We start from the raw sequence: 26609 nt of genomic DNA, 5'->3' as shown, positions 1-26609 counted from the left end.
ATTAAAATTCATACCGGAGACAGCCGCCATTTCCCAGAGTTTGTTAACCTCGCAGACAGAGTTTTACTAGACGCACCTTGTTCCGGCCTCGGAACCCTCCACCGTCGCGCCGACGCCCGCTGGCGCCACACGCCGGAAAACATTCAACAACAATCTCAACTGCAATCGGAATTGCTAGCAAATGCAGCGACATTTGTCAAGTCCGGCGGCGTATTAGTTTATGCAACTTGCACAATTCATCCCTTGGAAAATGAAACAGTTATTCGATCGTTCTTAGACAGCAATCCTAACTGGCAAATCGAACCGCCAACAATTGATTTACCCGTACAGCCATCACCCGAAGGATGGGTGAAAGTGTGGCCGCACAGACATCACATGGACGGCTTTTTTATGGTGAGGCTAAAGCAATTGAAAAAGGAGTAAAGTCCTTACTCCAAACCGATAGTTTAATATCCCGGTTCTTGATAAGCAGGCTCTTCATAAGCAGGCTCTTCATAAGCAGGCTCTTCATAAGCCGGTTCTTGATAAGCAGGCTCTTGCGGTGGGTAATACTTCGGTTCAGGATTAGGATTATAAGGCACGATCGCCCCATCCTCATTCACAATCATCCCCCGAATAATCCTCTTAGGCTCCACCGGTTTTGCCTTAATACTGCCCTTGCGGCCCTCCAACTTCGGCAACTTCGGAAACTTCTCAACGGGCATTCCCTTAACAGCTTGACTCATAAAATCGCGCCAATTGTAAGCCGCCGTACCGCTAGTTCCCCAGGTGGGATAATTGTCATCATTCCCCAGCCAAACCCCAGTCACCACCTGTGGAATGTAACCAATAAACCACAAATCCCTGACATTTTCCGAAGTACCGGTTTTGCCTGCTACAGCGCGATCGTTTAAAGCCGCCGGCCCCCCCGTACCGTCTTGCACAACACCCTCCAACATCCAAGTAGTAATCGCAGCGCTATCCTTATCCAAAACCCGCTTCGGTTTAAAATCAGCCTGATAAATCACATCTCCCCGCTGATTAATCACCCGCTTAATTCCGTGGGCTTCAATAAAATTTCCTTGGGCTGCTAAAGTACCGTAAGCATTGGTTAACTCGAGCAAATTCACCTCCGAAGAACCCAAAGCCAGGGAATAAATCGGACTCAATTTCGACTTAATTCCCATATCGTGGGCTACTTTTATGGCCGGTTCAAAACCCACATCCATCAACACCTTCACAGCTACGACATTCACCGAACGTGTCAAAGCATCCGAGATCGATCGCCAACCGCTAAATTTTTTGCCATAATTATTCGGTTGATAGCCGTCGATAATAATTGGTTCGTCTTCGTAACCGTCATAGGGAGAAAAACCAGCCGCCATCGCCGCGGCATAAACCAACCCTTTAAACGTCGAACCGGGCTGCCGCAAAGCCTGGGTAGCACGATTAAATTCACTTTCCTTAAAATTTCCCCCTCCTACCAGGGCTTTAACTTCCCCAGTCTTAGTGTCCATAGAAACTAAAGCGGCCTGTTCAAAACCCTGACGGCGGCCATCAACTTCGATCGCATCTTTAACCACCTTTTCCGCTATTTTCTGCCACTTCAAGTCAACCGTCGTCTCAACAGTCAAACCGCCAGCTTCCAAAGCATCCTGAGAAACATAGCGCGGCAATTCCTTCCGAATGTAACTAGCAAAATAAGGTGCGACTACTTTAAATCGCTTCGGCGGACTTGGTTTAACGGCAATAGGTTCCGCCATCGCCTCCTTCGCCTCAGCCTCTGTAATTACCTTTGCTTCCTGCATTTGTTGCAGCACAAGATTGCGGCGTTGCTTAGCAATATCAGGATTAACTAAAGGCGAATATTCGCTCGGTGCCGGCGGCAAACCCGCCAAAGTTGCCATCTCTGCCAAAGTTAATTTATCGACTGTTTTGCTAAAAAAAACCAAAGCTGCATCTGCCACTCCGTAGGCATCCGAACCTAAATAAACCAGATTTAAATATCTTTCTAAAACTTGGTCTTTACTCAACTCCCGCTCTATTTTCTGAGCTAAAAGAGCTTCCCGAACCTTCCGCCTAATACTTCTTTCCTGATTAAGAAAAACAACGCGAGCCAATTGTTGCGTAATTGTACTGCCGCCCTGCACTAAATCTCTCGCTATCAAATTAGAAACAACCGATCGCACAATACCTTGATAATCCACCCCGCGATGTTGGTAAAAACGGCGGTCTTCTATGGCAATAAAAGCTTTAACCAACAGTTCGGGAATTTCTTGAAGTTTCAGTTTATCTCTAGTTGCAGGCCCCGACTGCAACAAAATCGTATTATCTGCCGCCTTAATTGTCAGCGTTCCGTCGCGGTTAAACGCTGACAAATCGTTAACATCCGGCAAACCTTTGTCTAATGTGTACAAAATCCATAAACCGTAGATTAAAGCGCCCCCGCCTATACTTGCCACACCTAAACTTATCCAAAATCTAGGGCGGCGGGGGATACGTTTTTTAGTATTTTCCTGTGGTGCGCTATTTTCCTGTAGTTCCGTATTTATCTGCAGTTGGGTGTTCGGCGATGCGCTATTTTCCGGCAATTCGCTACTATCCGATTTTTGGGGTGATTTAGTTTCCAGCAAACTTAATCCCGGCCGCAACAATTCTTTTCCCTTGGTTTGCAAGCTGGTAACTTGAGGTTCAATTTCCAACCAAGCAATTAAGCGCTTCAACCCTTGCCAATTGCGCTTAACTATTGGATATCGAGCGTATTCTGGCTCTAAATATTCCGACTCTAAATATTCTGGCTCTAAATATTCTGACTCTTCTAGAGGCGCAGCATCTTCTGATACCACATACTCGGATCGCTCATCCTTTTTCCGTGGATAAAATTCCGCCTCTGATTCCGGCGATTTGAGCTTATTACCCTTCGCAGCCTTCGGCGGTTCTCGATCGGAATTACCGCTTATTGCGTTAGTGACTTTGCTCAATGTATCTTTGATATTTGAGAAAAATTCTGCCACGTTCAGACCTTCAAACCTCATCAAGTCCGATTAAAAATTAAAAATTAAAAAAGCTAGCCTTCTTCAATTCTTAATTTTTAATTCGACATTTTTTCTTGAATAACACACGCTGCCTTGAATTAGCTTTTTTGAATTAAAAACTTTTTAATTCAAAACTAAAAATTCAAAACTTTTCTTAACGCTGCAGAACTTGGTATTTTTTTGAGAGGTGAATTATATTTTTTGAATTCAAAATTTTTTAACTCAAACCTCAAAACTCTGCTTAACTCGCATGACCCAGTGCCAAGGCTGCTACCAGCATACCCAAAACCAGGAAAGGCTGAGCACTTGCCTGATATTTAACATCATTTTCCAGGGGATTACGCAAAAAGTACATATCCTGAAAAGTAATTTGGGGAATTATCAGCAGCAGCAGAATGACAGCGTAAAGGTTTTGGTGGATGCTGATCAGGTAGCCTGCAATCCCAGCTTGAAAGATGTCGATCATCAAAACGCAAATCCAAGCTGCGGTGCTGATGCCAAACATCACTGGCAAAGATTTTAACCCTAATTGCCGATCGCCCTCAACACTTTTGAAATCATTGACGATCGCAATCCCCAGCCCTGCCAAACTGTAAAACAGGGTCAAAATCATAATCGTCGGATCTAGTGTACCAAACAAAGCTTGACCCGCCCACCAAGGCAGGGCAATGTAGCTAGCGCCCAGGGCATAATTTCCCAACCAGCCATTCTGCTTCAGTTTCAGCGGAGGCGCAGAGTAGATATAAGCTAGAAACGCGCCGCCGAGAGTCAAAACAGTCATTATCGGGAATTCATGGCCCGCCCACAAGTCTAGAGCATAAGCCACCCCAATGCCAGCCGCTAATAATACCAAAATTTGCGTTACTACTTGGGGAATCGAGATGATACCGGAGGGAATCGGACGGTAGGGCTCGTTAATGGCGTCGATTTCGCGATCGTAAAAATCGTTCAAAGTTTGAGTATACCCTGCCAGCAACGGCCCTGACATCAACATACAAGCTGCTGCGATCAAGAAATTTTCTAGGTTCCAAACATAGTTTCCAGAAGACGCCGCCCCGCACACCACGCCCCAAATTAAGGGAATCCAGGTAATCGGTTTCATCAGTTGCAGGCGAATTTTCCAGATGGATGTTTCCCCGCTAGCGGCCCCTTTCATGCCCAACAGTTGCCGAGTTTTGGCACTGCGGTTTTCGGTAGCAGCACTTTCCGGTGCAGCTTCTGGGGAGATTTGGGATGGAGTAGAGTCAGACATAAGTGTGATGTTAGCGGTTCTGCTACTATTGTGTCGTTCTGCGTTTCAATAATAATTCTGATAGGATACCACTGATATTTAAGGCATCGTCTTGAAAACTTACCCCATCTTGGAGTTAATGCTAGGGAAAAGTACGGGTTTGATCAACTTATTTTAATATCATTATTCTGTGTAAATGTCAAGACGATAAATACTTTTTTTAATGATTTTGCTGGGCCCGCCTGCTGGGGGAGAGTTTTGTCAGCAGGTGGATTGAATGTCAATTACCAGGAGGCGATCGAGTTTTTTGCCATACTACCCTTGAATCATCTCATCTGCCAGAAAATCTGGCAAAAATTCAGAATCTAGAACCTCGACCGAAGTGTAGATACATAATTGCGGAAACGTTTCTACAGACAATCCAGTTTCAGCAATTGCTTGTTCTGCTGCATCCGCATAGCATTCAGTCAATACCTCTTCAAGATATGGTTTGAGACTGGGGGAATCTTTGATAGCTTTGCGAATGCGTCTGCGATGTTCGGCAATGCTGCCTTTCCAACTACCGCTTCTTTGATCCGGTTGAAATTGCCACTTGAGCAAGTGCAGGATAATTACCACCAGATTACTCTCTAAACTCCGGCGTTCACTTCGCCCCATGTCTTCTATTTCTGCAATTAGATTTTCCCAGTCGATGTTTGAATAGTCGCGAACCCGCAACTTTTCCACAGTGGTTTCAATCCATCTCAGGTAATCTGTATCATACAATTTTTGTCGTTCTACTTCTAATTTTGTTGTCATAATACTTTTTAGTTGGGCGGGGGCGGGTTTACGAGATGATTGGTTTTAGGTAATTATTGTTGTCAAACCCGCCCCTACAAGGTCCGATCGCATATTATTGTTTTTTTACTTTGGACTGACTTAACAACGGCAAATTAACAAATATGGCGGTATGAATCAAAAGGCAGTCCCGTCCGCCGCTTGACTTCGACAACTGATTTGTAAGCGCCTTTTCTCTGCCTTTCTCTAACTATTTTTTCCGCAACATATCGATCTAAACCGCTGGCTATCAACTCTTCCGGCGAAAGAATATTTAACCGTTTCCAAGTAAACTGCAATTCTTTTTGATAATTGTAGCTGAAGCAAATCATCGGGGCGATACGTCTGACGTGACTTTCGGGAACTCCGGCTATTTCTGATAACTCTTCGGCGTGGGTAAAAATGTAGCCTTCGTTTTGCAAAGATTCAATATCGTTGGCGTAGACGATCGGCAAACCCAAGATTCTGACCATATCGTCTTTGGTACACTCGTTAATATCTATTTTGCCGCGCACGTTTGCTAGTTCTTCGGCATTTGTCGCAGTTGCAGGAACCAGTAAGCCTCTAGGTGCGGTTTTGATCAGATAGCGCTTTTTCAAACTAAAAGCAGTAACAATTTGAGCGATCCACACGATCGTACCCAAATTAGTTGAAGAAGATACCGCTAGTGCTGCTAAAGTAATTGCAACACCCCATCCCATCCAACTACGAATATTTGACTTTTGGCCTGCATAGGCGATCGCCAATCCGCCGAAGTAGGGAATAAAAGCATACCACACCCAATTTGGAGTTTGACGCAGCCAGTATAAATCTTGAGACACTTTAGTTTTATCCTTAAATAATTGTGTTCTCACACTTTCTTATTTCGCTCCCACTTCTTTAATAGTGGGCTTCCTTCTTCCTTCTTCCTTCTTCCGACTTCCATCGAACTGACATCCGTTACATCCGTTACATCCGAAGAAAGCTAATCCGTTGCCGAACTTCCTTATTCCTGACATCCGTTACATCCGAAGAAAGCTAATCCGTTGCCGAACTTCCTTCTTAATTACAATTCTCGCAACAGTTTTTGGCGTTTTTCTTCATATTCTTCGGCGGTAATTGCACCCATATCGTAAAGTTTTTTTAATTCGCCGATCGCCCCGGTTACATCTTTTGCCGCTCTGAGGGCATACCCCGACGGCAACATGCCACCATTGTACTGAACCTGAAAAGCTTGTTCCGACATCAGCAGCAGGCCGATAAAATCGAAAAATGCGAGCAGTGACGGAATTAATGTCCAAGAAAATAGCAAGTATAATACCCCTGCTAAGTTATTGCCCAAATAAAATTTGTGAACTCCGAAACCTCCTACAAAGAAAGCTAACACAACTGCTACGGTTTTATCTTTTACCATTTTTACTTTCCCCAGTTTTTTATTTTAACTTCTGCGATCGACCTTTAACCCTCGACCTTTAACGATCGAGCTAAGTAATCTTACTAATTTTTACTCATTTATTTGGGTTTTTGCGAAACTTAGACATCGCAAAATACAGCAGAACGATACCGACTTGAGCTTGTAGAATGACCAAGTAGCCTCTCAAGAAATAATTTAGTTCGCTGCCTGAATTGAGAGAAAATATTAAAATGCCCAAGGCTGCGTAGGGTGCGAAACGCATCCAACTCGGCGTTCCCTCTAACTTGTGGCTATTCAAATTGCTCATTGGGTTTAAGCCTCATCCTAAATTAAAATTTAGCTATAAATTAGCCGGATTGTCAACTTCCGTTTGGTGCGATCGCCCGCGCCAGTCTCTCAATCATCAGCCCACAAGATATTACTTCCATGTTAAACCAGGTTTTTCCGCTAAAGTAAGCGACCGGGGCGGGTATATCTGGATCTGTGGCTGATATTACAGATTAGGATGAACCCGCCCCTAATGAAATTCCGGTTATTTTACCGGACTAGATATCAGGGGCGCACCGATCACCCTAATGCTGTTTTTGGCAAGAGTCGATCGCCCGCAGGAAAACTGTCAAAAAAACCAGATTAATTCACCATTATTAACAACCCCCCAAATTAACTCGCGCCGCCGCCCAAAAGAAACAGACTCAGGAGAGTACCGCTGTTCCAAAGACTGTGGAGAAGCATAGGAGCAAGTAGATTGCGCGATCGCGTGTACACAAACCCCAAAACCGCACCCAAAGTCGCCAAAGGCAGAATCTCCGAGACACTCAAGTGAGCCACCGCAAACAAGAAAGCAGAAGCTGTGATCGCCCCCCAAACAGGCAAATAGCGAGTCAGAGAAGGCAGCAGGAAGCCCCGAAACACGATTTCCTCAAAAACCGGAGCCGCGATCGCAGCAGTGCCGAAAAACACTGCCAAAGCCACGTTGTCCCTACCTTCGAGAACGATCGGCAAAATCGGATTACTGCCACCTTGTCCCTGCCAGAATTGCTGATTGATCAGCGACACCAAAACTACCAAAGGCAAAGCAACAAAATACCCGCCAAATCCCCACAAAAACCAATTTCCCCGCAAATTAACCCGAAACCAACCTTCAGGCAAAGGCAAAAAAGACTTAACCGAAAAATACAGTACCGAAAGCCCCCCAGCCGACAGCAACAAATAAGTCGCAAAGATATAAAAAGCCTTGTCGCGCGGGTCAAAAGTAGCAGGATTGAGTTTTAAAACAGCCAGAGAAACCGGCAGCAACAAATAGGGAATTAAGATTTGGCCGACAAAGAAAAAGCCGACCACAAGTACCTGCCAAACAATCTCACCGTCCCAAGGCACATCCCAAGTCAAGCTCGCATTTCGCGCCAACAGCGGGCCGGAACCTGCTGTATCTAACTGCTGCCGCTGCAACAACCACTGCACAGTCAAACCAACCAACAAAACCGTGCCCATAAAAAGTGCGATCGCCGGAACGCCAACTATAATTGCCAACTTTTCTACAGCTTGCTGGGCCATTACTTGCTCTGCTGCTTGCAGCGCCACCAGCTCTTGAGAACGTTCTTGCAGCTTGTAAAGTTGAGCGAGAGCGCGATAGCGAAACCAGCCATCCAAAGACTTTTGAATGCGCGGCTCGGCATCCGGCAGTAGTTGAGCCGGATTGCTCCAAATTCCAGTTAAAACTTGAGCAGTTACCACCGAAGAATCGTCATCACTTTTAGTTTTGTAGCGCTCAACTAAATTTGTCCAAGTTTGGATAGCCGCCTCAGTTTTGCCACTGCTTGCCTGCAAAATTCCAAATCGCAAGTCAAGTTCGTTTAGCAGCACTGACTGTTGATTGATCGACTCTGACGCAGCCTTATTTGGAGCAAAATTTAGAGTATTATCCTCAGACTTAGAGGCGATGGCAGGCTGAATTTGTTTAACTTGTGCTTGAGTTGTTTCGAGAGTTTTGCGAGTCGAGTCTCGCGCTTCTTGATATTGCGTCAAAGCCGTATTTAAAGGATCTGCACCGACAATATTGTTGCGCGCCGAACTTAAATTAGCACTCTGATTATTTTCTCCTTGCCACTCCGAGGCGTGCAACAGCAAATTTGTCTGGTAGAGTTCCAGCCGACTTTGAATTTGCGGCTGATTCCAACTAGCAAGTAAAGATAAACCGACCAGGGCGATCGCGATCGCCGTTAAAATACCTAAAATAACCCGCTTCAGTGTCATTACTGCTTTTCCGTCCCGCGCGAATCCGTGGCTAAATCTTTTCCGTCTTTAATCATAGGTCGTTGCAGACGAGAGTATCCCGACAACTGGTAAAATTTCACTGGCTCATCTTTTTGACTCGCCTCAACAAGACTTACGCCACAAATCCTTGACTCGCCATGTATGGGTAAGGCGTGCACCGCTCACCCGAAGCGCGGTAACAGGCTAAATCTAAAATCTAAAATCTAAAATCTAAAATCGAATGACTCGCATTATCTTAGTCCGTCACGGCAAAAGCACCTACAATCAAGAACGCCGCATCCAAGGCCGCCTCGATAAATCAATTTTGACAGAAGCAGGCCGCAGCGCCGCCCTGCAAGTAGGCGACACACTCAGCAGTATCGCCTTTGATGCCGCCTATACCAGTCCCCTGCAACGAGCCAAAGAAACAGCGGAAATCATCCTGTCGCGCTTGACAAATCCGCCACAACTCCAGCCAACTGATAATTTGATGGAAATCGATTTGCCTCTGTGGGAAGGAATGTTGCGCCAAGATGCGATCGACAAATTCCCCGAAGCATATCAGCAGTGGCAAAGACAGCCAGACAAATTTTCCATGAAACTGCCATCTGTGGATGGCGAAATCGAACACTTTCCCGTATTGGCAATTTTTGCTAACGCCCGTCATTTTTGGCAAGAACTTTTATCGCGTCACCAGGACGGCACAATTCTAGTAGTAGGTCACAACGGAATCAACCGCGCTCTCATCGCCACCGCGTCGGAAATTACCCCGGATTACTATCAATCAATCCAACAGTCAAATTGCGGAATTAGCGTCATTAATTTTGGAACTTCCCCTGTTCCTAACGACGCACTTGGAGAGCAAAAAAAGAAAGTTGCAGTTCAATTAGAGTCGGTGAATTTAACTTCCCATACCGGGGAAATTTTTCCCAAACCGAGGGACGGACACCAAGGCCCGCGCTTGTTACTGGTGCGTCACGGCGAAACCGACTGGAATAAAGCAGGTAAATTTCAGGGACAAATAGACGTGCCTCTCAACGATAACGGCCGCGAACAATCCCGGCGGGCGGCAGAATTCCTCAAGGATGTAAAATTAGATTTTGCGATTAGCAGTTCGATGCTGCGGCCGAAAGAAACTGCGGAAATCATTCTCAAATATCACGGCGGTTTGCAACTGGAACTCCGCGATGAGCTAAGAGAAATCAGCCACGGACTTTGGGAAGGAAAGTTTGAATCAGAAATCGAACAATCCTATCCGGGTTTGCTACAGGAATGGAAAACATCTCCTGAAACAGTCCAAATGCCCGAAGGAGAGAATTTGCAGCAAGTTTGGCAAAGAGCGATCGCATCTTGGCAAGAAATTGTACATTCTGTTTCTGGTACTGGGATTGTAGTTGCTCACGATGCCATTAACAAAGCAATTCTCTGCCACCTATTCGGTTTGGAACCAGAACATTTCTGGAAATTCAAACAAGGAAACGGAGCCGTTAGCGTGATTGATTATCCCCACGGCCCCGATGGTTTGCCGGTATTACAAGCGATGAATGTCACAACTCATTTGAGCGGCGGCGTTTTTGACAAAACAGCAGCCGGAGCACTCTAATTAGTAAAGTGCTGAGCGCGAACCCGTAGCGGAAGGAACGCCCACCGCTACGGGTTCGCGCCTGAAAAATGTTTGAATTTGGATAACAACCGCGCTCGACGCTTAGGAAGTTCTTAATTCCTGAAACTAATGCGCTGGATTGCTTCTTCCATCTTCCTGACATCCATTACATCCGTTACATCCGTTACATAATCCGTTGCCGAACTTCCTTCTTCCTTCTGCTATATGAGCCGCGAACTGCTACAAAATGTACGAGTGCTAGATCCAGTTTCAGGGAGCGATCGCATCGCTGATATTCTAATTACCGAAGGCCAGATCGAAGCCATTGCAGAAAAAATTGCTGAGTTTCCCGCTGACACAGAAGTGCGGGATTGCCAGGGACTGATTTTGGGGTCGGGGTTAACTGATATCTACAGTCACAGCGGAGAACCGGGTTTTGAGGATCGAGAAACCCTGGAATCTTTGATGCAGGCTGCGGCGGCTGGGGGTTTTACGCGAGTGGCGATTTTGCCGGATACCTCGCCACCTGTTGACAATTTGGCCGGTTTAGCTTTGTTGCAGCAACATATCCGCAATTTGCCGCCCGGGCTGCCCAGCTTGTATTTTTGGGGAGCGCTGACAGCGGGCGTTAAAGGGCAGCAGATGGCAGAGTTGGGCGAGCTGGCTTCCTGTCCAGTTGTGGGTTTTGCAGACGGTTTGCCGCTGTCTAATCCGGCTCTGGTGAGGCGTTTGCTGGAGTATATCAAGCCTTTGGGTAAGTCTGTGGCTTTGTGGCCGTGCGATCGAACTTTGGCAGGAAATGGCGCGGTGAGGGAGGGTGCGGTGTCGGTGCGCTTGGGTTTACCTGGAATTCCGGCGAGTGCGGAAACTTCGGCTTTGGCGGCAATCCTGGAGTTGGTGGCATCTGCGGGCACAGGAGTGCACATCATGCGTGTTTCTACAGCGCGCAGCGTGGAATTGATTCGGGATGCGAAGGCGCGGGGTTTGCCGGTGACTGCGAGTGTGACTTGGATGCACTTGCTGTTGAATGTCGGGGCAATTTCAGGAAATTCTAAAGATGCCGGCGCGAAAAATGCTCTGACTGCTTCGTTGCCCTATGATCCGAATTTACGCCTAGAACCGCCGTTGGGGAATCTCAGCGACCAATTAGCGCTGATTCAAGCTGTGAAAGATGGCGTAATTGATGCGATCGCAATCGACCACAATCCGCATACTTATGAGGAGAAAACTGTGGCTTTTGCTGATAGTCCGCCCGGGGCGATCGGCTTGGAATTAGCTTTGCCTTTGCTATGGCACGGACTGGTAGAAACTGGCGAATTTTCAGCTTTAGAACTGTGGCGAGTTTTGAGTGCCCGGCCGGCCGTTTGTATCGGACAAACCCCCGCCACGGTTGCACCGGGAGTCTCTGCTGAGCTGATTTTGTTCGACCCGCAAATGAGTTGGACTGTTGACGGGCAAAGTCTGAAGTCGCGATCGGCAAATACGCCTTGGTTGGGACAAAAAATAGCAGGAAAAGTTGTGCAAACTTGGATTTATTGACGGTTGGAATGGGGACTTATTTAACGAACCGCGAAGGGCGCGTTAGGCGAAGCCGCGCGTAAGCGCTAGGGCGCGAAGGAAGAGAAAGAAGGGAAAGAAGAAGAGCGGTAATTTGGTAAGTGGAAGCTTTTGATCTGGCAAGGTAAATATATGATTGCTGTTGTTCCTTCGTGGAATTCCCCCCCGCTATACTTGACATTGGATCTGGGCGAAATTCATGTTTGGCGCGTCTCTCTGGATCAAACAGAATCTTGCTTGCAGAGTTTACAACAGACTCTCTCTACCGACGAGCGGACAAAAGCCGAGGGCTTTCACTTTCCCAAAGGTCGATCGCAATTTATTGTGAGTCGTGGGGTACTCAGAGCGATTCTGAGTCGCTATCTTAACATAAATCCTCACATTTTGCGCTTTTACTACAATCCCTACGGCAAACCCTCTATCATCGCCGCCCAAGGTGGAAATACCCTGCGTTTCAATTTGTCTCACTCTCGGGGTATTGCTCTAATTGCTATTACCAAAAATCGAGATATTGGTGTGGATATTGAAGGCATAAATACCAACTTTCCTTGCCTAGAAATTGCGGAAAAGTTTTTTTCACCATTAGAACACTCTGTGTTGCGTTCGCTCCCAGAACATCTCCAACCCAGAGCTTTTTTCACCTGCTGGACTCGCAAAGAAGCCTATATCAAAGCAGTCGGTAAAGGACTTTCTATTCCCCTGAATCAGTTTGATGTCACCCTCGCACCAGGAGAACCTGCCGCGCTGTTAAATGTTGAAGACAACCCTGAAGAAGCATCGAGATGGTCTTTAATGGAATTAATTCCGAGTTCAGATATGGTGGCGGCTGTTGCGGTTGCGGGAGATTGCTGGAAACTTCATTGTTGGGAGTGGACGGGGGAGTTTTGATTTATACTGAGATGTTGCACGCTTCGCTTTTTATGAACAGGCTTTCGGGCCTGTTCCACAAGAAAATTCTTTGTGGAGCAGTCATCTTGCCTGTTTTTGACAATGGTGCAATATCTCAGTTGATACCGATCGCGAGCGAGTAAAAGAAAACGGCAACAGTCGCTGGAATAGCTCTACTGCTTGCACCTCCAAGCTATTGTATTGCCCACCCTCCATAGACAAAGAAGGACACAAAAATGTTGTGTCCTTATTTGTCTATCCGACTGTAATTTACCACCCTACAACTGATTTAATAATTTAACCAAATCGATAGCCAAACCCTCGTACCGTAATGATATATTCCGGTTGGGCCGGATCTATTTCCAACTTTTCGCGCAGCCAGCGGATGTGAACATCAACTGTTTTGCTGTCTCCGATAAAATCTTGACCCCAAATTTTTTCCAGCAACTGATCGCGGGACCAAACTCGCCGGGGATAACTCATAAATAGTTCTAGTAAGCGAAACTGTTTAGGAGAAAATTTCACTTCCAGACCACGAACCAACACGCGGCACTCTTCAGGATACAGAGTTATGCTCTTATATTGCAGCATCATCGGTTGTCGCAACTGACCGAGGCGCTGGCGCCGCATCAGCGCCCGACAGCGAGCGATAAACTCCCGCATTCCAAAAGGTTTGGTCAGATAATCATCAGATCCGGCTTCGAGGTAAAAAGCGCAATTGTTGGCACTTCCTCTAGCACCGATAATCAAAATAGGGACGGGATTTCCTTGATGCCGTAACATTCGACACAGATCCAAACCGTTAATTGAATCCATAATTAACAGGTTAAAGGCAAATTCACCGTGGTATGACGAAGCAGCTTGTACAGAAGGCAGAGCGTTGCGCCCGTCGCTAGTAACCACCACCTCGTAGCCCTGTTCTTTAAGGGCTAAAGCTAGCATTTCCCGCAACAGATCTTCACCTTCCAATAACAAGATACGGCCGGCTTGTCCAACAGCCAGCCTTGAAGGACTTTCGCTTAATTCAGCAGAAGACATAAATATCAGTGGGAGTTATGTTTGTATGTAGCTAGCGCTCGGTGTCTTCTTCAGTAGCTGAGACACTCTCGCGCGGAGATCGCTTGTACGATCGCCAGAAAGTTCGATCGCTTAGAATCTTTCGCCAGCCCATCCTACAGGCACGCGCTCGACCTTTACTACTTGCTCGTGTAAGGAATACAGCCGTAGAGCAGTTGCCGGAACCGCGCTGTCTGCCTGCGTCCAGGCCTCAGAAGTCTGGTCATTTTTCGGGGTCGGTGTTAATTTCATAAAACATTGCCCGCTGTTAATTGACCACGTAACACCCAATCTAGAGGGATATGCTTGTTATACTACTCTTAAAAGGTTATTAAAAGGTAAAGTTTTGGCCATCAAGTGGTTAAATTATTAACGTTAAGTAATATAACGGTAAAGTTGCGATCGCACTTTAAGAGCTTTTTTTAAGAATACAATAATAAGTTGCTCCAAATTCCTTATTCTTCCCGTGCCGGCTACGATCGACAATAGCAAGTAAAAATTCTGTAGACTGCCTATCATGTTGCTGCATTTGAGTACCTGGCCCGAGGTAGAAGCTTATCTCGAAAGCTCGCGAGGCATAATTATCCCGATCGGCTCCACCGAACAGCACGGGCCCACCGGCTTGATCGGAACTGACGCCATTGCTGCCAAGGCGATCGCCCGCGGTGTCGGTGAAGCTGCCAATGCCTTAATCGGCCCCACAATTAATGTCGGGATGGCCTTGCACCACACCAGCTTTCCCGGCACAATCAGCTTCCGACCGCAGACGCTAATACTGGTAATCAGGGATTATATCACATCTTTGGCAAAAGCGGGATTTGAGAAATATTTCTTCATTAACGGTCATGGTGGCAACATTGCGACAATGAAAGCAGCATTTTCCGAGACATACGCGCATTTATCAGACTTGCATTTACCAAATGCCGATAAAATTCAGTGTCAAATCGGCAACTGGTTCATGTGCGGTTCAGTTTACCAACTAGCAAAAGAATTATACGGAAACCAAGAAGGTTCCCACGCCACCCCCAGCGAAGTCGCCTTAACCCAGTACCTTTATCCAGAAGCAATCAAGCAAGCTCCGCTTTCGGAAGAAGTCGCTTCCGGGCACAAAATTTACGGTGCCGCTGATTTCCGCCGCCGATTTCCCGACGGGAGAATGGGTTCAAATCCGGGCTTAGCAACCCCCGAACACGGTCAACAGTTTTACGAATTAGCAGTCAAAGAATTGACTAATAATTATTTGGAGTTTTTAAGTTCCGATTAACGTTTTTTCTTCTCGTTACCAGGAAGCTCCTGGTAACAAGAAAAAATCTCAAACTATTCTATAGTTTACAGTTATGAGTGAGTCAGCGACATGATATTTCATCTGTCTAAAAAAGGCTATATCTCCCGATTAACCACCGGGAGAATATCAAAACTATTCCACAATCCAAGGAGTTAAACAAGGTGTCCAAGCACTCAATTCTTCTTCCTTGAACCAAAGGCTAATTTCCGCACGGGCAGTCTCGACAGCATCAGAACCGTGAATGAGATTACGGCCGACATTGACGGCAAAATCGCCCCGAATTGTCGCAGGTTCTGCATTCAGAGGATTTGTGGCGCCAATGATTTTTCTCGCCGAGGCCACAACGCCGTCGCCTTCCCAAACCATCGCCACTACAGGGCCTGAAGTGATAAAGTTTACCAATCCAGCAAAGAATGGTTTTTCTTTGTGAACATCATAATGTTGTTCCGCTAGTTCGCGACTCGCAGTCATCAGCTTCATACCAACTAGCTTAAAGCCCTTGGCTTCAAAACGACCGATAATTTCGCCGACGAGTCCGCGTTGTACGCCGTCGGGCTTAATCGCTAAAAAAGTCCGTTCCAAGATTAACTCCTATAATTGTGTTAACTGATCCAAAAGATAGAGTAACTCAGAACGCACCTAAAGGCAATTCTGAGAAGGGGAAATTGTCATTTGGAGACTTATGACAGCAGGAAGAAGGAAGAAGGAATAAGAAGAGGGAAGAGAAAAGAGGGAAGAAGCAATAAAACCAAGGCTTAAAGAAACCGGGTTTCTCAGAAAAATTTTTGTTGAGCAGCGATGAATCTGCAAAGAAACCTGGTTTCGAGACTCCTATGCGTCTAGGACTGATTTGCATGGATCACCGCGATTTTGTAAAAAGCATTTTTTAGCACTGCGAGCAGAATGAACACTTGCCTATTAAGTTAATCAGCTTTAAATTATCGGTCACTAAATAATCAAACTCTTGTGGGGTGGTTTTGAGCAACGATAGAAATATGCAATTTAAATGTAGAACATTTTATCTCTAGGGAACAAGATGCTCGAACTTCGGGCACAATATGATACAAGTCAATCGATTTTAGATTTTAGATTTTAGATTTTAGATTTTAGATTTTAGATTGGAAGCATTGACCCCACGGATAAATTCAGGGGCTGGCTTATCGGATACAGGTTTTTTATTTTTCCGTCCTGAGTCTGCTTTCGGAATGAATCCGGGGGCTTGTATCTGGGATGCTTTCCGTCACAATTTGCTGTGACTGCAAACACTCTTACCTATGATCTCAAATACAAATATGTATGATAATAAACACAATTATTTTGGCTCGAAAATATAGATAATTAACTGAGGTATGAAGATTATCTTGACAGCAAATATTCAGGCGAAAAAAGTATGAAAGCCATTGTAGCATTCATTGAACCCAAAAAGCAAGAGTTTACCAAATTGCCCTTGTTTGACTTTCTAGCCAACAAACACATTCACGCGAATCAACGACTAATTTTTGCACCTGTACTCGCTCCTTTGGCTGTGGGATTGAGCGATTTAAATAAATATGTATTGCGAGAATCTTCTAGTAATAACAAAGTTCAGGAACTAATTAATAAATATACTTATAAAAAAAACTATTACTGGCACGACTATCTAGAATACCTAGAGGAACTGGGCTTAAATCAATTAATAAGTTACGGCGACTTCAGACTGCTTTGGGGTGAAGAAACTAAAAAAACTCGCTCGCTTTGTTCAGTGATCGAACGCTACGCTTGGAAAGCCTCTCCCATTCAGAAACTGGTGTTAGTGGAAGTCCTCGAAGGAACTGCCCAAGTTTTTTTTGAGGCAGCGCTAGCAGTGGTAATGGAATTACAGCAAATTAACCAAAAAGAATCTGTTGATTTTGGAGGAGGTTATGGGGGTTTAGAAAATTATCACCTTTTAAACACGCCAGAGATGCTGGAAGTTTTAGCAGAGATCAAACTTACAGGTGCGGAATACCAAGCAGCTTTAGAATTAGCACAAAACTTATTTGAACTGTTTACAGAAGCGATGAACGAGCTGTTCCAACACAGCCAAACAAATTCTTGCAAGACTGTGCTGCAAATATCCCCAATTTCTGCCTTCGCTCATTGCCCGATCGACTGTCTCGATATTTGTTAGTTTAAACAATCACTAAATTATCTCGGTGTACCGCCGTTTCTACGCCTGCATAGCCTAAAATCTCAGCAATTTTTTCTGACTTGCAGCCCTGGATTTGTCTCAGTTCTAAACTGCTATAATTCACAAGTCCTCTAGCAATTTGCTTGCCGGCTGCATCGCACAACTGCACGGAATCATCAGCTTGAAATTCTCCTTCTACTTGAGCAATACCCGCAGCTAAAAGCGATTTTCCACCCTGGGAAATTGCCTTGACCGCACCCGCATCTAAATATATTTTTCCTGCTGGAATTAGCACGTTAGCTATCCAGTGTTTGCGAGCGTTTACAGGGCGCGGTTGAGGCTCAAATTGAGTGCCGATCGACTCTCCGTTGAGTATTTTATCGATATTACCAGGAAAGCAGCCGTCAGTGATAACAGTCCGCACTCCCGATGCAGTTGCTATTCTCGCCGCTTCAATTTTTGTCACCATTCCGCCTGTTCCCCAACCGCTGCGGGAATCTCCTGTTTGCACCTGAAATTCTGTGAGCTGTGCCATACTTTGGACTAGGGCGATCGGCTGCGCGTCGGGATTGCTGCGCGGATCGGCCGAATACAGCCGATCGACATCTGTGAGTACAAACAACCAATCTGCTTCTACCAAACTCGCTACTAGCGCCGAAAGCGTGTCGTTATCGCCAAATTTGAGTTCGTCTACCGCTACTGTATCGTTTTCATTGACGATCGGAATCACTCCCAATCTGAGCAGTTGCTGAAAAGTATTGTAAGCATTAACATAACCATTACGCTGCACTAAATCGCCCCTGGTGAGCAATACTTGAGCGATCGGCTGTTGCAGAGTAGTAAACAAGTCATCGTACACCCGCATCAGTCGCCCTTGGCCCACAGCCGCCACAGCCTGTTTCATAGCAATGTTTCGCGGGCGTTCCGTCAAACCCAAGCGCGCGCAGCCAACCCCAACTGCACCGGAAGAAACCAAAACTACTCGATGGCCTTGCTGCCGCAAATCAGCTAAAATTTCGACCAATGCAGCAATAGTTGAAAGAGCTAAGTTTCCTGTAGTCGATCGAGTCAGAGTCGAAGTTCCAATTTTAACAACAATAGTTTTAGTCTGTTGTCTGTTGACTGTTGACTGTTGACTGTTGACTGTTGACTGTTGACTGTTGTCTGTTGCCATTAGTTACCCATTCCCAATTCCTAATTACCAATTCCCAATGCCCCATGCCCATCTTTAATCTTTAATTTTCAGAGAAGCCCCCAAAGCTTGAGAAACCCAAACTTCAAAAGAGCGCACCGGATACTTGCGAAGCGCATACCCAGCATCAACCATTGGTTCCACTAAAATAGTGAACATACCCAAACGATTGCCTGCTAAAACATCAGTAAAAAGTCGATCGCCCACCATCGCCACCTGTTCCACCGGCAAATTCATCGCATTAATAGCCCTTCGCAACTTGCGGCGCGACGGCTTAGCCGCACCCGTGATGTAAGGTAGATTCAAAGACTCAGCAATCCGACCGATCCGAGTCTGACTTAAATTATTGCTCGCCAACCATAGCGATACTACGGGTTTTATTTCTTCCACCCACAGGGTGAGTTCAGGAGAAGCATTCATTGCTGTGATGGGAACGAGAGTTTCGTCCACGTCCAAAACTAATCCTTTAATATTATATTCCTGAAGAATGTCAGCCGTTAACTTCATGACTGAATCGCCTAGAACTAAGTCAGGCTGTAGTATTTTACCCCAAGTCATAATGATTTTAGATTTTAGGTTTTAGATTGACAAATAAGAAATTGGAAGTTAAAGATTAAAAAAGTAAAAAATCAAAAGTGAATATTTATTGCTTTTGCTTTGTGACTTTTGACTTTTTACTTTTGTATTAGTCATTGCCCATTTATTGAGTCGATCGCACTTTTTGGTCAACTTGAGCCACAGCAGCATTGTGTTCGGCCAGAGTGCGACTGAAAATGTGAGTGCCGTCGTACCGGGCCATAAAGTACAGGTATTCTGTATTTTCAGGAGTCAGAGTCGCTTCCAGACTTGCTATTCCCGGAGATGCGATCGGAGTTGGCGGCAAGCCTACATTGATATAAGTATTGTAAGGAGAAGGCGTTTCTGCCTGCTTGAAAGTCAAAGGCTTCTCCTTAGTTTGCCTAATGCCGAGGGCGTATTCAACCGTCGGGTCAGAACCCAAGGGCATACCCTGATTCAGACGGTTGTTGAATACCCCTGAAATTCGATTGCGCTCGCTCGCCACCACAGCCTCTTTTTCCACAATACTCGCCAGCGTCACCCACTCTTTCAAATCCAGCTTAGTATTCTTCTGATTCTTTTGATAGATCGGCAAAGCCAACTGCTCGAAGCGACCGAGCATTTGCTTGATGACAGCTTCCGGGCTAATTGCATCGCCGTCTAGCTGATAAGTATCCGGGTACAAAAACCCTTCCAAGTGAGGCAATCCGCTCGGTAGCCAAGGGTACTGAGCGTAGGGAACTTGACTCGCCACCGCCATAAAATCCTTAGCCGGGAAAAAACCTTGCGCTTCAAAATAAGCGCTCATTTGTTGCAGCGACCACCCTTCTGGAATAGTGAAACTCTGCTGTGCGACTTCGCCCTTCCAAATTTTGTCAGCAACTGCACTCAGAGGCTGAGTAGGCGAAAGTTGGTAAGTTCCTGCTTTAAAACCTCCCTCGCGGTTTTGCAGAGTCAGCCAGCGGGCCCACATATTCCATGCCGAACTCGATCGAATCAACCCCGCGGCCTCTAAATCCCGGCCAATTTTTTGACTGGGAGTACCCTCCGGAATTTGGATCGAAACAGCAGCATCCTCTGCCGGATTTCTCGATGAGGATGTGATTTTAGGTGGCGCCGAAGCCCAGCTCCACCAAGCCCAGCCCTGCCAAGCGCAAACCCCCCAGATTGCCGGCAGCAAGGCCAGATAAAACAACCATTTAGAGACTTGCGGAGTACCTTTTCGGCTCTCGCGCGTGCTGCCTTTTGTCATTTGTTCTTTATTCATAGTCCGTTGTCCTGGATAAGCGGCGGTTAACTAGCGACTAATGACTGATGACCTGCGATTGATGACCGAAAAGTTACGAATACAAGCCATTTAAAAGACCCAATTCACGCGGCTCAATTCAAAAGCCCGATCGCGAAGGCAGAAGCTGCCATCTCGAAAAAGTTCGATCGGGCGAGCAGTTTACTTTTTTATAAAATAGTAAAAAATTCTGCTTTTTGCCATCAGGGCTTGTGCCTGCAATTAATATCTAATCAAGCTCATCAAAGAACTGGTCTTCCAGCATAGGTAACATCGGTTCCAGCCTTTGGAACTCTTCTTCCGAGAGCAATTCTGGCTTGCCGTCCTCATCCATTCTAGCCAAGATAAAGAACGGGTCTAAAGGCGTATAAATGGCATATTCCTGTTCTTCGTGGTAGAAACTGGTCAGCCACATCAGTTCCTCGAACTCGGACTCCTCATCTGGATCGACATCGGATGCCATATCCTCTTCGGGAAATTCCGGCAATTCACCAACCACAGTCAGCGTCACCGCCGTGCGTCGGAGCGTCAAGTTCTGCTCTTGCAGGACAACTTTAGCGGTATCAAAAATTTTGTCAATTTCGGTCTCGTCTTCTACAGGAATTGCGGCTTCGTCGTTATCGTCTCCGTGCCAGGTAAAAATTTCTACTGGCGAGTCAATTGGCAGCAGCAAAGCGTATTCTTGACCTTCTAGGTTCATAGAATATTCTATGTTGCAAGTCAGCGATCGCCCAACTTCATCCGTCAAGGTGACGGACTCTTCGTTGGAATTGCCATTCTCTTTTTTGCGGTATGGGGATGAGGACATCGCGTGTATCTTAGTTTTCCGTCAATAATTCAGTAACGTTGGCTTGACAATTGGGAATTTTCGTGGCGATATTCTGGCTAAGTGGGCAATCGCCAGTCCACAAGCTTAAACCGCGAGACTCGCGGCCTTTTCCACAGGCGAGGAGTGCAGCGGTTAAATCTCAGTCGAGTCAGCAAGCGACACTGAGGACAAATCACGATTTTGTGCTTCTTCAGTACCAAGGGTACAGCAGAATTTTCTCCAGTTTGTCAAGGGTTACAGGTGTGCGTAGCAAACTTGCACAACCAGGATATCACGCCTTTGTTACCACCTATCAAGGATTGGGAAGGGCGGAGATATTTTGCCTCCGCTCGTCTAGCCACTGCTGCAAAATCAGGGCCGCTGCTTTGCGATCGATCGCACCCTTATTTTGCGACAGGGAAATCCCTTGTGTTTTCATCAATTCCTCTGCCTCAACCGAAGTCAGACGCTCGTCCACGTACTCTAGGGGGAGCTCTAGGGCTGTGGCGATGCGATTGGCATATTTCTGCACCTGTCGGGCTTGAGCACCCAATTCTCCGTTCAGGGAGTAGGGCAAGCCTGCCACCAAAATTTCCACTCTCCGCTCTCGCACGAGTTCTCGGAGATAAGCTACGTCTCGATCGAAGGACGATCGTACCAGTGTTGTAATACCCGTAGCTATTAAACCAGTGCCGTCACACCCGGCGATGCCGACTCGTTTAAGGCCGATATCTAATCCCAGTGCTGAAATCCATAATTTATCGTTGGACATTATCAATCAAGCAATTTTAGATTTTAGATTTTAGATTTTAGATTTACTGTTTTTTTGCGGAAATAATTTTTTAACGAACCGCGAAGACGCTAAGGACGCCAAGGAATAACAGAAGAAAGTAAGAAGAGAATAGGTAATCTTAAGTTGATATCAATCAAAAGCAGAAGGGAGATTTTGGGATGAGGACAGAAAAAAATGAATTTTTTGGATGATTCATTTTCTTTTTTTCTGCCTTCTACCTTCTACCTTCTGCTTTCACTTATTAAGAATTAACTTCTCCCGGTCCGCCGCCGTCTAGAGGCAACTCCGGCAAATTTAGAGGCAAAATGCTGCTGATATCTGTTGGCAATGATTCGGAATTTTGGAAGTTCAAGGGGTTAACTTGATTCGTTTGGCTGTTTCCTGAGTCAGCTAACAGAGGTTTAATCTCGGAGGATGCGGGCCCTGCTGCTGCTTCCCCAGCCATCGGGCCGAGCCAGGACATCCGACCGGGTACGGGTTTGCGAGTTGGCTGGAAGCTTTGCAACATTTCTGATAGCTGGAGTCCTTCGAGAGAGACCAACTTGGACTCGCGCAATTTGTGCCACACCGATCGAGACATTAGCAAACTGTGTTCCACGCGCACTGCTCCAAATTGCTCTAAATAAGCTTCCCGTTCCGGCTGATAGTCAGCGGAAGCCAGTTGCAGGCTTTGAACCGGGAAATCTTGAACAAGGCGCGCCATCTGGGACAGCAGTTCAGGGTAAAGCCAAGTGTATGCCGGGTGTACCGTCAACTGGGCGACGTGCGGTTGCTGGCCGTTGCGGGATAGCTGCACCTGAAAATAGCCGATCGCGGCTTTGCGCTGCGGTTCAAACACGTAGCCGCTGACTACTTCTGTTTTGCCCAGCCACTGTCTGACACCTTCGACTAAAGCGCCGAAAAAACTGGTTTTGAAATCTTGAATGTGGCGATCGAATACTTGGCGCACCAGGGGCGGCATAGACGCGGTATCCAGTTGGTAGAGCAACTGAGCGTCTGCGTTACTGACGGGCAGCAGGTTGGGCAAATCTGGCGTCGAGCTTGCCATTTCTTGCAGGCGTTCTGGGGCGATCGTCCAGTAAGTCATCTGGGCCAAAGGCTGAAACCCGTTTTGCCGGTACAAAGCCAAGGAAGTGTTGTCGCCGACATTCACTTCCAACAGCCACGTCCGCGCCTCCCAGACTGCCTCAAAGCAGTACCGCAGCAGCATGGAACCAATTCCTTTGCTGCGGGCTTCCGGGTCTACTCCTATGCGATCGATCCGCCAAGTGCTGCGGGTGCGGTTGAAAGGAGAAATCTGAATTATGCCCTTAACGCTCCCCTCTTCTTCGGCAACATGGGCCCGGAACAGGGACTGACAAGGGTTGGGAAACAAGCTAAAAATCTTTAGTAGTCCGTACCAGCGACGTATCTGCTGCAACTTTCTACCTAGTACCACGTCGCAGCTTGCGCCCTTGCGGTTTTCTGGCTCTTCGGCTGTTTCCGCGCACAGTTGTTCCATCACCTCGATATCGCGATACTGAAACGGGCGAATCACAACCTGGTTTGGGTTTTGGGAGGGAAATGAAGTCATAGCATAAAAGTGGAGAATGGAAATTTAAAAATAAAAATTCAGAAAGGGGAAGAGTTAGATAAGTTTGGAGTTTTGAATGGGTAAATTTTGATTTCAAAACTTATAACTTTTGATTCTTCTCCCTTTCTTGCTCGATCGAAAATTAAAAATTGCAAATCATCTTTTTGAATTTTTAATTTTCTATTTTCAACTCAAGATTTTTGTTGCAGAGGTCGAATTACAACGACCGGTGTTCGCTCGTCAGCATTCCCGGCGGGGTTGCTTCGCAAGGCTTGCTCTAAGAATGTTACCGATAAATCGGAGGTCGCTGCTAATATCTTAACTGCTTTCAAGTCATTAGCGTCTACGATCGCCGCCGCAAGTCCGGTTTCTCGTTGAATTTCTTCTACCACTTGCTGAGGATTGTCCGGGCCTAGGACAATAAATTGGTCGAAGGGAGGCAAAGTCCCAGTAACGTCGTCGATCAGCCTTGCTTGTTCCCCTGCAAGTTGGTAAAAGACTCCCGGTTTGCCAAATATTTTGGCCACAGCGCCGATCGCAAATGCTGCTACTACGCGCCAAGGACCTACTACATCAACCAACGTCTGCATCCCGCAAGCCGTGGCCAAACTCGACATGGGTAAGAAAAACAAACACACTCGCTTTGCCGCCCATCCGGGTTTGACTTCGCTGGGATGGCGATAGCGTCCCTGCATCAAAGCTAGGGGAGTTTCTGCCAGGGCGACTATATCGCCTTTCTGGGCGCGCGGTAGCACGTAACGCTTGACAATTTCGACGGGATTGTCCAATTCCGTCAGGATGTGGGTGCGAATCGGCAAAACTTCGGCAACTCCGACATTTCGGGCATTAGGTACTGTCTCCGAGTTGGGAAATTGCAGCGGGACTACTACGTTACGGACTTTCGGGATGCGGCCGCCTGGGCCGTAGGTGACGAAATGTATTTGCACCCAAGCCGACTGCAATTTGGTTAAATCTTGCCCTTGAATGTCTACAGAAACTTTAATTTTCGTGTTTTTTTGGGCTTTAACAATATAGCCGAACCAGTAATCGTCTGCTCTGGCTGCTGCGTCTTTGTGGCAAGGAATCACCTTTGTCTCGGAGGTAACGCCATCCAAACTTCCGTCTGACAGCAGTTTCACCTGTGCCCGCACTTCCGGCAACATAATCTCAAATCGCTGTGTCAGGTTGCGGAACTCCATTTCCCCGACTAAAAGATAGCGGTTGGGTTCGGAGATGGCTAAGTGCCATTCTCCGGCTGTTAGTTCTAGTTTATTTGCACTCCCAGTCCGGCGATAGTTCAACTCTAGGCCCAATCCGCCCAATGCTAGCAGCGAACCGGCTGCTGCGATTCCTGTTGCTAAAGTCTCAATCACTCAAATCACCGCCAATAATATTTTGTGTTTACTGTAGTCGATATCGGGTACTTTGAGCGCTGATCCGGTAGTAATTCGATTGTGCTGAGTTTGTTGGGGGCGATCGCACTTATGCCCAATTACACGTAAGTGCGATCGGGATTCTGTGGCTAAAGCGGTCAAGTTGCTGTTCAAAGAGCTCGTTCGTGAGTTAGATCACTCCCAAATCTGGCGTTGCTTAATCAGGGTATGAAAAAAATCAGTTGAAAATCCCGAATTTTTGTGGATACTGGTTTCTCTGACTTGCATATTTAGCCTTGCCTACCGTACATCTGCAACCTCTACAAAACAAATCACTTAATTCAATTATTTAATAGTTAATTTTTTAGAAAATATAAGACTTGGTTATTTAAAAACATTAAATTATAAGCTGGCACTCCACATTTTTTAAGAATATTTATTAATCATTTAATCAGTAAATAATCCTGTATATATTAGTTTTTTTTGGCTGGCTAAGCTAAGACTGTGCCAGATATGCGATCCTCTTCGAGGGCTTCGCTAACGCGCGCCTCCAGCTTCTTCAATGTCGAATGAACAGCGAGTCGCTAGCGCCGTAGTGGTCAGTATTTTTAAGAATCTACTTCTTAAGTAACAGTCAAAATCTAGTTCTTAGGCAGTAGATTTTCGGAGAAGTATATAGTTAGCCTAGTAAATGTAGCACTAATAGCCAAGGATATCTTATGACTGATAATAAGCAGCCTTTTAACAAGCCGGAAGCCAATCCTGACTTCCAAGAAAAGAATGTTGACAATAGCGAAAACCAGCAGCTTCAGGCTCAGACTAACGAAAATGCAGAATCACAGGAAGATCAATCATCAGGCTCAGGCATTGGTGCGAGGATAGCTGGAGCAGCAGTTGGTGGTATACTCGGTGCTCGCTCTGGAGGAATTCTTGGTGCTGTAGCAGGCTCAGTTGCGGGCGCTATGATTGGTAAAGGTACTGCTGATACTGTTAACCGTGCTGTAGATAATTTAGGGGATGCAGCACACAGCGTAGCAGACGGTATTACACACACTGTAGAAGAGCTAGGGACAGTAGTAAAGGAAACTGCTGAGGAAGTTAGACCATCTATCAAAGCTACAGCAGAAGCAGTCAAGGAGACTGTTGAGGAAACTAAGCCTTCGATTAAAGGTATAGCCGAATCTGTCAATGAGACAGTTAGAGAAGCCAAGCCTTCTGTAGTAGATGCAGTCAAGAGTGCATCCGAGGAAGTCAAACCTACGATTAGAGAAGTAAAAGATTCAGTCAAGCAGACAGTCGAAGGTGTCAAGCCTTCTATACAAAGTGCAGCGGACTCTATTAAGAGTACGGCTGAGGAAGTTAAGCCTTCTGTCAAAGCTGTAGCTCAGGAAATTGAGGGTGCAACTCAGGATCTTAGATCAACTGTAAAAGATACAGCGAAGGCAGTGGAGCCATCTATAAAAAGTGCAGCCGAATCGCTTAAGTCATCTGGAAAGAGTGCAGCCGAATCAATCAAGTCATCTGCTCAAAGCGCAGCCGAATCTGCTAAAGGTGCAGCGCATGATGTTAAGTCATCTGCCCAAAATGCAGCCGAATCTGCTAAAGGTGCAGCGCAGGATGTTAAGCAGGATGTTAAGTCATCTGCCCAAAATGCGGCTCAATCTGCTAAAGGTGCAGCGCAGGAGTTTAAGCAGGATGTTAAGTCATCTGCCCAAAATGCAACCCCATCTCCTCAAGGTGCAGCGCATGATTTTAAATCATCTTCCCAAAATGCAGCCGAAT

Annotated in this window: 24 protein-coding genes and 1 pseudogene; 7 read left to right on the top strand and 18 right to left on the bottom strand. The window is 46.2% G+C overall.

Annotated elements, in window-relative coordinates; genetic code table 11:
- A pseudogene (locus tag QUA24_RS01935) lies at positions 1–423 on the top strand (16S rRNA (cytosine(967)-C(5))-methyltransferase); the annotation flags it as partial.
- 23 nt (positions 424–446) lie between these two features.
- Here QUA24_RS01935 and QUA24_RS01930 read toward each other — a convergent pair.
- From QUA24_RS01930 to QUA24_RS01900, 7 genes are all read right to left on the bottom strand, one after another.
- Complete coding sequence (locus QUA24_RS01930) at positions 447–3014, bottom strand: penicillin-binding protein 1A (protein WP_333226767.1); 2568 nt, start codon at positions 3012–3014, stop codon at positions 447–449.
- Positions 3015–3255: 241 nt separating this feature from the next.
- A complete protein-coding gene (gene chlG, locus QUA24_RS01925) occupies positions 3256–4266 on the bottom strand; it encodes a chlorophyll synthase ChlG (RefSeq protein ID WP_333226765.1) in 1011 nt (336 codons plus the stop codon).
- A 294-nt stretch (positions 4267–4560) separates the two neighbouring features.
- Positions 4561–5043 carry a DUF29 domain-containing protein gene (locus QUA24_RS01920; RefSeq protein ID WP_333226763.1) on the bottom strand — a complete coding sequence of 161 codons (483 nt, stop codon included), beginning with the start codon at positions 5041–5043 and terminating at the stop codon, positions 4561–4563.
- Between the two features lie 134 nt (positions 5044–5177).
- Positions 5178–5915, bottom strand: coding sequence for a helix-hairpin-helix domain-containing protein (locus QUA24_RS01915; RefSeq protein WP_333226761.1), 738 nt, complete (start codon positions 5913–5915; stop codon positions 5178–5180).
- Positions 5916–6106: 191 nt separating this feature from the next.
- The gene (locus QUA24_RS01910; protein WP_333214819.1) at positions 6107–6454 is read right to left on the bottom strand and encodes an NINE protein; all 348 of its coding nucleotides are present in this window, start codon (positions 6452–6454) and stop codon (positions 6107–6109) included.
- 94 nt (positions 6455–6548) lie between these two features.
- The gene (locus tag QUA24_RS01905) at positions 6549–6761 is read right to left on the bottom strand and encodes a hypothetical protein (RefSeq protein ID WP_333214820.1); all 213 of its coding nucleotides are present in this window, start codon (positions 6759–6761) and stop codon (positions 6549–6551) included.
- A gap of 353 nt (positions 6762–7114) precedes the next feature.
- Complete coding sequence (locus QUA24_RS01900; RefSeq protein WP_333226759.1) at positions 7115–8707, bottom strand: type II CAAX endopeptidase family protein; 1593 nt, start codon at positions 8705–8707, stop codon at positions 7115–7117.
- A 241-nt stretch (positions 8708–8948) separates the two neighbouring features.
- Between QUA24_RS01900 and QUA24_RS01895 the strand changes: the two genes are divergently transcribed.
- The 3 genes from QUA24_RS01895 to QUA24_RS01885 all read left to right on the top strand — a co-directional run bounded on the left by QUA24_RS01895 (position 8949) and on the right by QUA24_RS01885 (position 12755).
- Positions 8949–10310 (top strand): histidine phosphatase family protein, encoded by a 1362-nt coding sequence (locus tag QUA24_RS01895; RefSeq protein ID WP_333226757.1) that lies wholly within the window; start codon positions 8949–8951, stop codon positions 10308–10310.
- 225 nt (positions 10311–10535) lie between these two features.
- Positions 10536–11849 carry a dihydroorotase gene (locus QUA24_RS01890; protein ID WP_333226755.1) on the top strand — a complete coding sequence of 438 codons (1314 nt, stop codon included), beginning with the start codon at positions 10536–10538 and terminating at the stop codon, positions 11847–11849.
- A 150-nt stretch (positions 11850–11999) separates the two neighbouring features.
- On the top strand, positions 12000–12755 hold the full coding sequence (locus QUA24_RS01885) for a 4'-phosphopantetheinyl transferase superfamily protein (RefSeq protein WP_333226753.1): 756 nt from the start codon (positions 12000–12002) through the stop codon (positions 12753–12755).
- 297 nt (positions 12756–13052) lie between these two features.
- Here the strand turns inward: QUA24_RS01885 and QUA24_RS01880 are convergent, their stop codons facing one another.
- Positions 13053–13793 carry a response regulator transcription factor gene (locus tag QUA24_RS01880; RefSeq protein ID WP_333214828.1) on the bottom strand — a complete coding sequence of 247 codons (741 nt, stop codon included), beginning with the start codon at positions 13791–13793 and terminating at the stop codon, positions 13053–13055.
- Between the two features lie 111 nt (positions 13794–13904).
- Positions 13905–14063, bottom strand: a complete 159-nt coding sequence (locus QUA24_RS01875; RefSeq protein ID WP_333214829.1) for a hypothetical protein — start codon at positions 14061–14063, stop codon at positions 13905–13907.
- A gap of 265 nt (positions 14064–14328) precedes the next feature.
- On the opposite strand from QUA24_RS01875, the gene QUA24_RS01870 reads away from it, so the two are divergent.
- Positions 14329–15075 carry a creatininase family protein gene (locus QUA24_RS01870; protein WP_333214832.1) on the top strand — a complete coding sequence of 249 codons (747 nt, stop codon included), beginning with the start codon at positions 14329–14331 and terminating at the stop codon, positions 15073–15075.
- Between the two features lie 153 nt (positions 15076–15228).
- On the opposite strand, the gene ndk is transcribed toward QUA24_RS01870, so the two are convergent.
- On the bottom strand, positions 15229–15678 hold the full coding sequence (gene ndk, locus QUA24_RS01865; protein WP_333035325.1) for a nucleoside-diphosphate kinase: 450 nt from the start codon (positions 15676–15678) through the stop codon (positions 15229–15231).
- Positions 15679–16486: 808 nt separating this feature from the next.
- Here ndk and QUA24_RS01860 point away from each other — a divergent pair.
- Entirely contained in the window at positions 16487–17245 is a 759-nt protein-coding gene (locus tag QUA24_RS01860) for a hypothetical protein (protein WP_333214425.1), read from the top strand.
- A gap of 1 nt (position 17246) precedes the next feature.
- On the opposite strand, the gene proB is transcribed toward QUA24_RS01860, so the two are convergent.
- From proB to QUA24_RS01820, 8 genes are all read right to left on the bottom strand, one after another.
- Positions 17247–18419 (bottom strand): glutamate 5-kinase, encoded by a 1173-nt coding sequence (gene proB / locus QUA24_RS01855; RefSeq protein WP_333226751.1) that lies wholly within the window; start codon positions 18417–18419, stop codon positions 17247–17249.
- A 54-nt stretch (positions 18420–18473) separates the two neighbouring features.
- A complete protein-coding gene (locus tag QUA24_RS01850) occupies positions 18474–18995 on the bottom strand; it encodes a YqeG family HAD IIIA-type phosphatase (protein ID WP_333214421.1) in 522 nt (173 codons plus the stop codon).
- A 142-nt stretch (positions 18996–19137) separates the two neighbouring features.
- The gene (mltG, locus tag QUA24_RS01845; protein ID WP_333226749.1) at positions 19138–20262 is read right to left on the bottom strand and encodes an endolytic transglycosylase MltG; all 1125 of its coding nucleotides are present in this window, start codon (positions 20260–20262) and stop codon (positions 19138–19140) included.
- 247 nt (positions 20263–20509) lie between these two features.
- Complete coding sequence (locus QUA24_RS01840) at positions 20510–21088, bottom strand: DUF3727 domain-containing protein (RefSeq protein ID WP_333226747.1); 579 nt, start codon at positions 21086–21088, stop codon at positions 20510–20512.
- A gap of 313 nt (positions 21089–21401) precedes the next feature.
- Positions 21402–21860 carry a Holliday junction resolvase RuvX gene (gene ruvX, locus QUA24_RS01835; protein ID WP_333226745.1) on the bottom strand — a complete coding sequence of 153 codons (459 nt, stop codon included), beginning with the start codon at positions 21858–21860 and terminating at the stop codon, positions 21402–21404.
- A gap of 262 nt (positions 21861–22122) precedes the next feature.
- Complete coding sequence (locus QUA24_RS01830; RefSeq protein WP_333226743.1) at positions 22123–23454, bottom strand: GNAT family N-acetyltransferase; 1332 nt, start codon at positions 23452–23454, stop codon at positions 22123–22125.
- A 191-nt stretch (positions 23455–23645) separates the two neighbouring features.
- Positions 23646–24827 (bottom strand): F420-0:Gamma-glutamyl ligase, encoded by a 1182-nt coding sequence (locus QUA24_RS01825; protein WP_333080498.1) that lies wholly within the window; start codon positions 24825–24827, stop codon positions 23646–23648.
- Positions 24828–25001: a hypothetical protein gene (locus tag QUA24_RS01820; RefSeq protein WP_333226741.1), complete on the bottom strand. Its 174-nt coding sequence runs from the start codon at positions 24999–25001 to the stop codon at positions 24828–24830.
- A gap of 545 nt (positions 25002–25546) precedes the next feature.
- Between QUA24_RS01820 and QUA24_RS01815 the strand changes: the two genes are divergently transcribed.
- On the top strand, positions 25547–26609 hold a 1063-nt coding region (locus tag QUA24_RS01815; RefSeq protein WP_333226739.1), incomplete at its 3' end, for a hypothetical protein.

It is taken from the genome of Microcoleus sp. Pol12B5, assembly GCF_036701335.1.
GTDB lineage: Bacteria > Cyanobacteriota > Cyanobacteriia > Cyanobacteriales > Microcoleaceae > Microcoleus.
This window is presented reverse-complemented; position numbering and strand designations above follow the sequence as displayed.

Bases quoted from the DNA above. Each gene is read 5' to 3' on its own strand.
- QUA24_RS01890 (WP_333226755.1), top strand. From the start codon at position 10,536: ATGAGCCGCGAACTGCTACAAAATGTACGAGTGCTAGATCCAGTTTCA.
- QUA24_RS01885 (WP_333226753.1), top strand. From the start codon at position 12,000: ATGATTGCTGTTGTTCCTTCGTGGAATTCCCCCCCGCTATACTTGACA.
- QUA24_RS01910 (WP_333214819.1), bottom strand. From the start codon at position 6,454: ATGGTAAAAGATAAAACCGTAGCAGTTGTGTTAGCTTTCTTTGTAGGA.
- mltG (WP_333226749.1), bottom strand. From the start codon at position 20,262: ATGAATAAAGAACAAATGACAAAAGGCAGCACGCGCGAGAGCCGAAAA.
- QUA24_RS01895 (WP_333226757.1), top strand. From the start codon at position 8,949: ATGACTCGCATTATCTTAGTCCGTCACGGCAAAAGCACCTACAATCAA.
- QUA24_RS01880 (WP_333214828.1), bottom strand. From the start codon at position 13,793: ATGTCTTCTGCTGAATTAAGCGAAAGTCCTTCAAGGCTGGCTGTTGGA.
- QUA24_RS01840 (WP_333226747.1), bottom strand. From the start codon at position 21,088: ATGTCCTCATCCCCATACCGCAAAAAAGAGAATGGCAATTCCAACGAA.
- QUA24_RS01920 (WP_333226763.1), bottom strand. From the start codon at position 5,043: ATGACAACAAAATTAGAAGTAGAACGACAAAAATTGTATGATACAGAT.
- QUA24_RS01905 (WP_333214820.1), bottom strand. From the start codon at position 6,761: ATGAGCAATTTGAATAGCCACAAGTTAGAGGGAACGCCGAGTTGGATG.
- QUA24_RS01850 (WP_333214421.1), bottom strand. From the start codon at position 18,995: ATGACTTGGGGTAAAATACTACAGCCTGACTTAGTTCTAGGCGATTCA.
- proB (WP_333226751.1), bottom strand. From the start codon at position 18,419: ATGGCAACAGACAACAGTCAACAGTCAACAGTCAACAGTCAACAGTCA.
- QUA24_RS01930 (WP_333226767.1), bottom strand. From the start codon at position 3,014: ATGAGGTTTGAAGGTCTGAACGTGGCAGAATTTTTCTCAAATATCAAA.
- QUA24_RS01900 (WP_333226759.1), bottom strand. From the start codon at position 8,707: ATGACACTGAAGCGGGTTATTTTAGGTATTTTAACGGCGATCGCGATC.
- chlG (WP_333226765.1), bottom strand. From the start codon at position 4,266: ATGTCTGACTCTACTCCATCCCAAATCTCCCCAGAAGCTGCACCGGAA.
- QUA24_RS01860 (WP_333214425.1), top strand. From the start codon at position 16,487: ATGAAAGCCATTGTAGCATTCATTGAACCCAAAAAGCAAGAGTTTACC.
- QUA24_RS01830 (WP_333226743.1), bottom strand. From the start codon at position 23,454: ATGACTTCATTTCCCTCCCAAAACCCAAACCAGGTTGTGATTCGCCCG.
- QUA24_RS01875 (WP_333214829.1), bottom strand. From the start codon at position 14,063: ATGAAATTAACACCGACCCCGAAAAATGACCAGACTTCTGAGGCCTGG.
- ruvX (WP_333226745.1), bottom strand. From the start codon at position 21,860: ATGTCCAACGATAAATTATGGATTTCAGCACTGGGATTAGATATCGGC.
- QUA24_RS01870 (WP_333214832.1), top strand. From the start codon at position 14,329: ATGTTGCTGCATTTGAGTACCTGGCCCGAGGTAGAAGCTTATCTCGAA.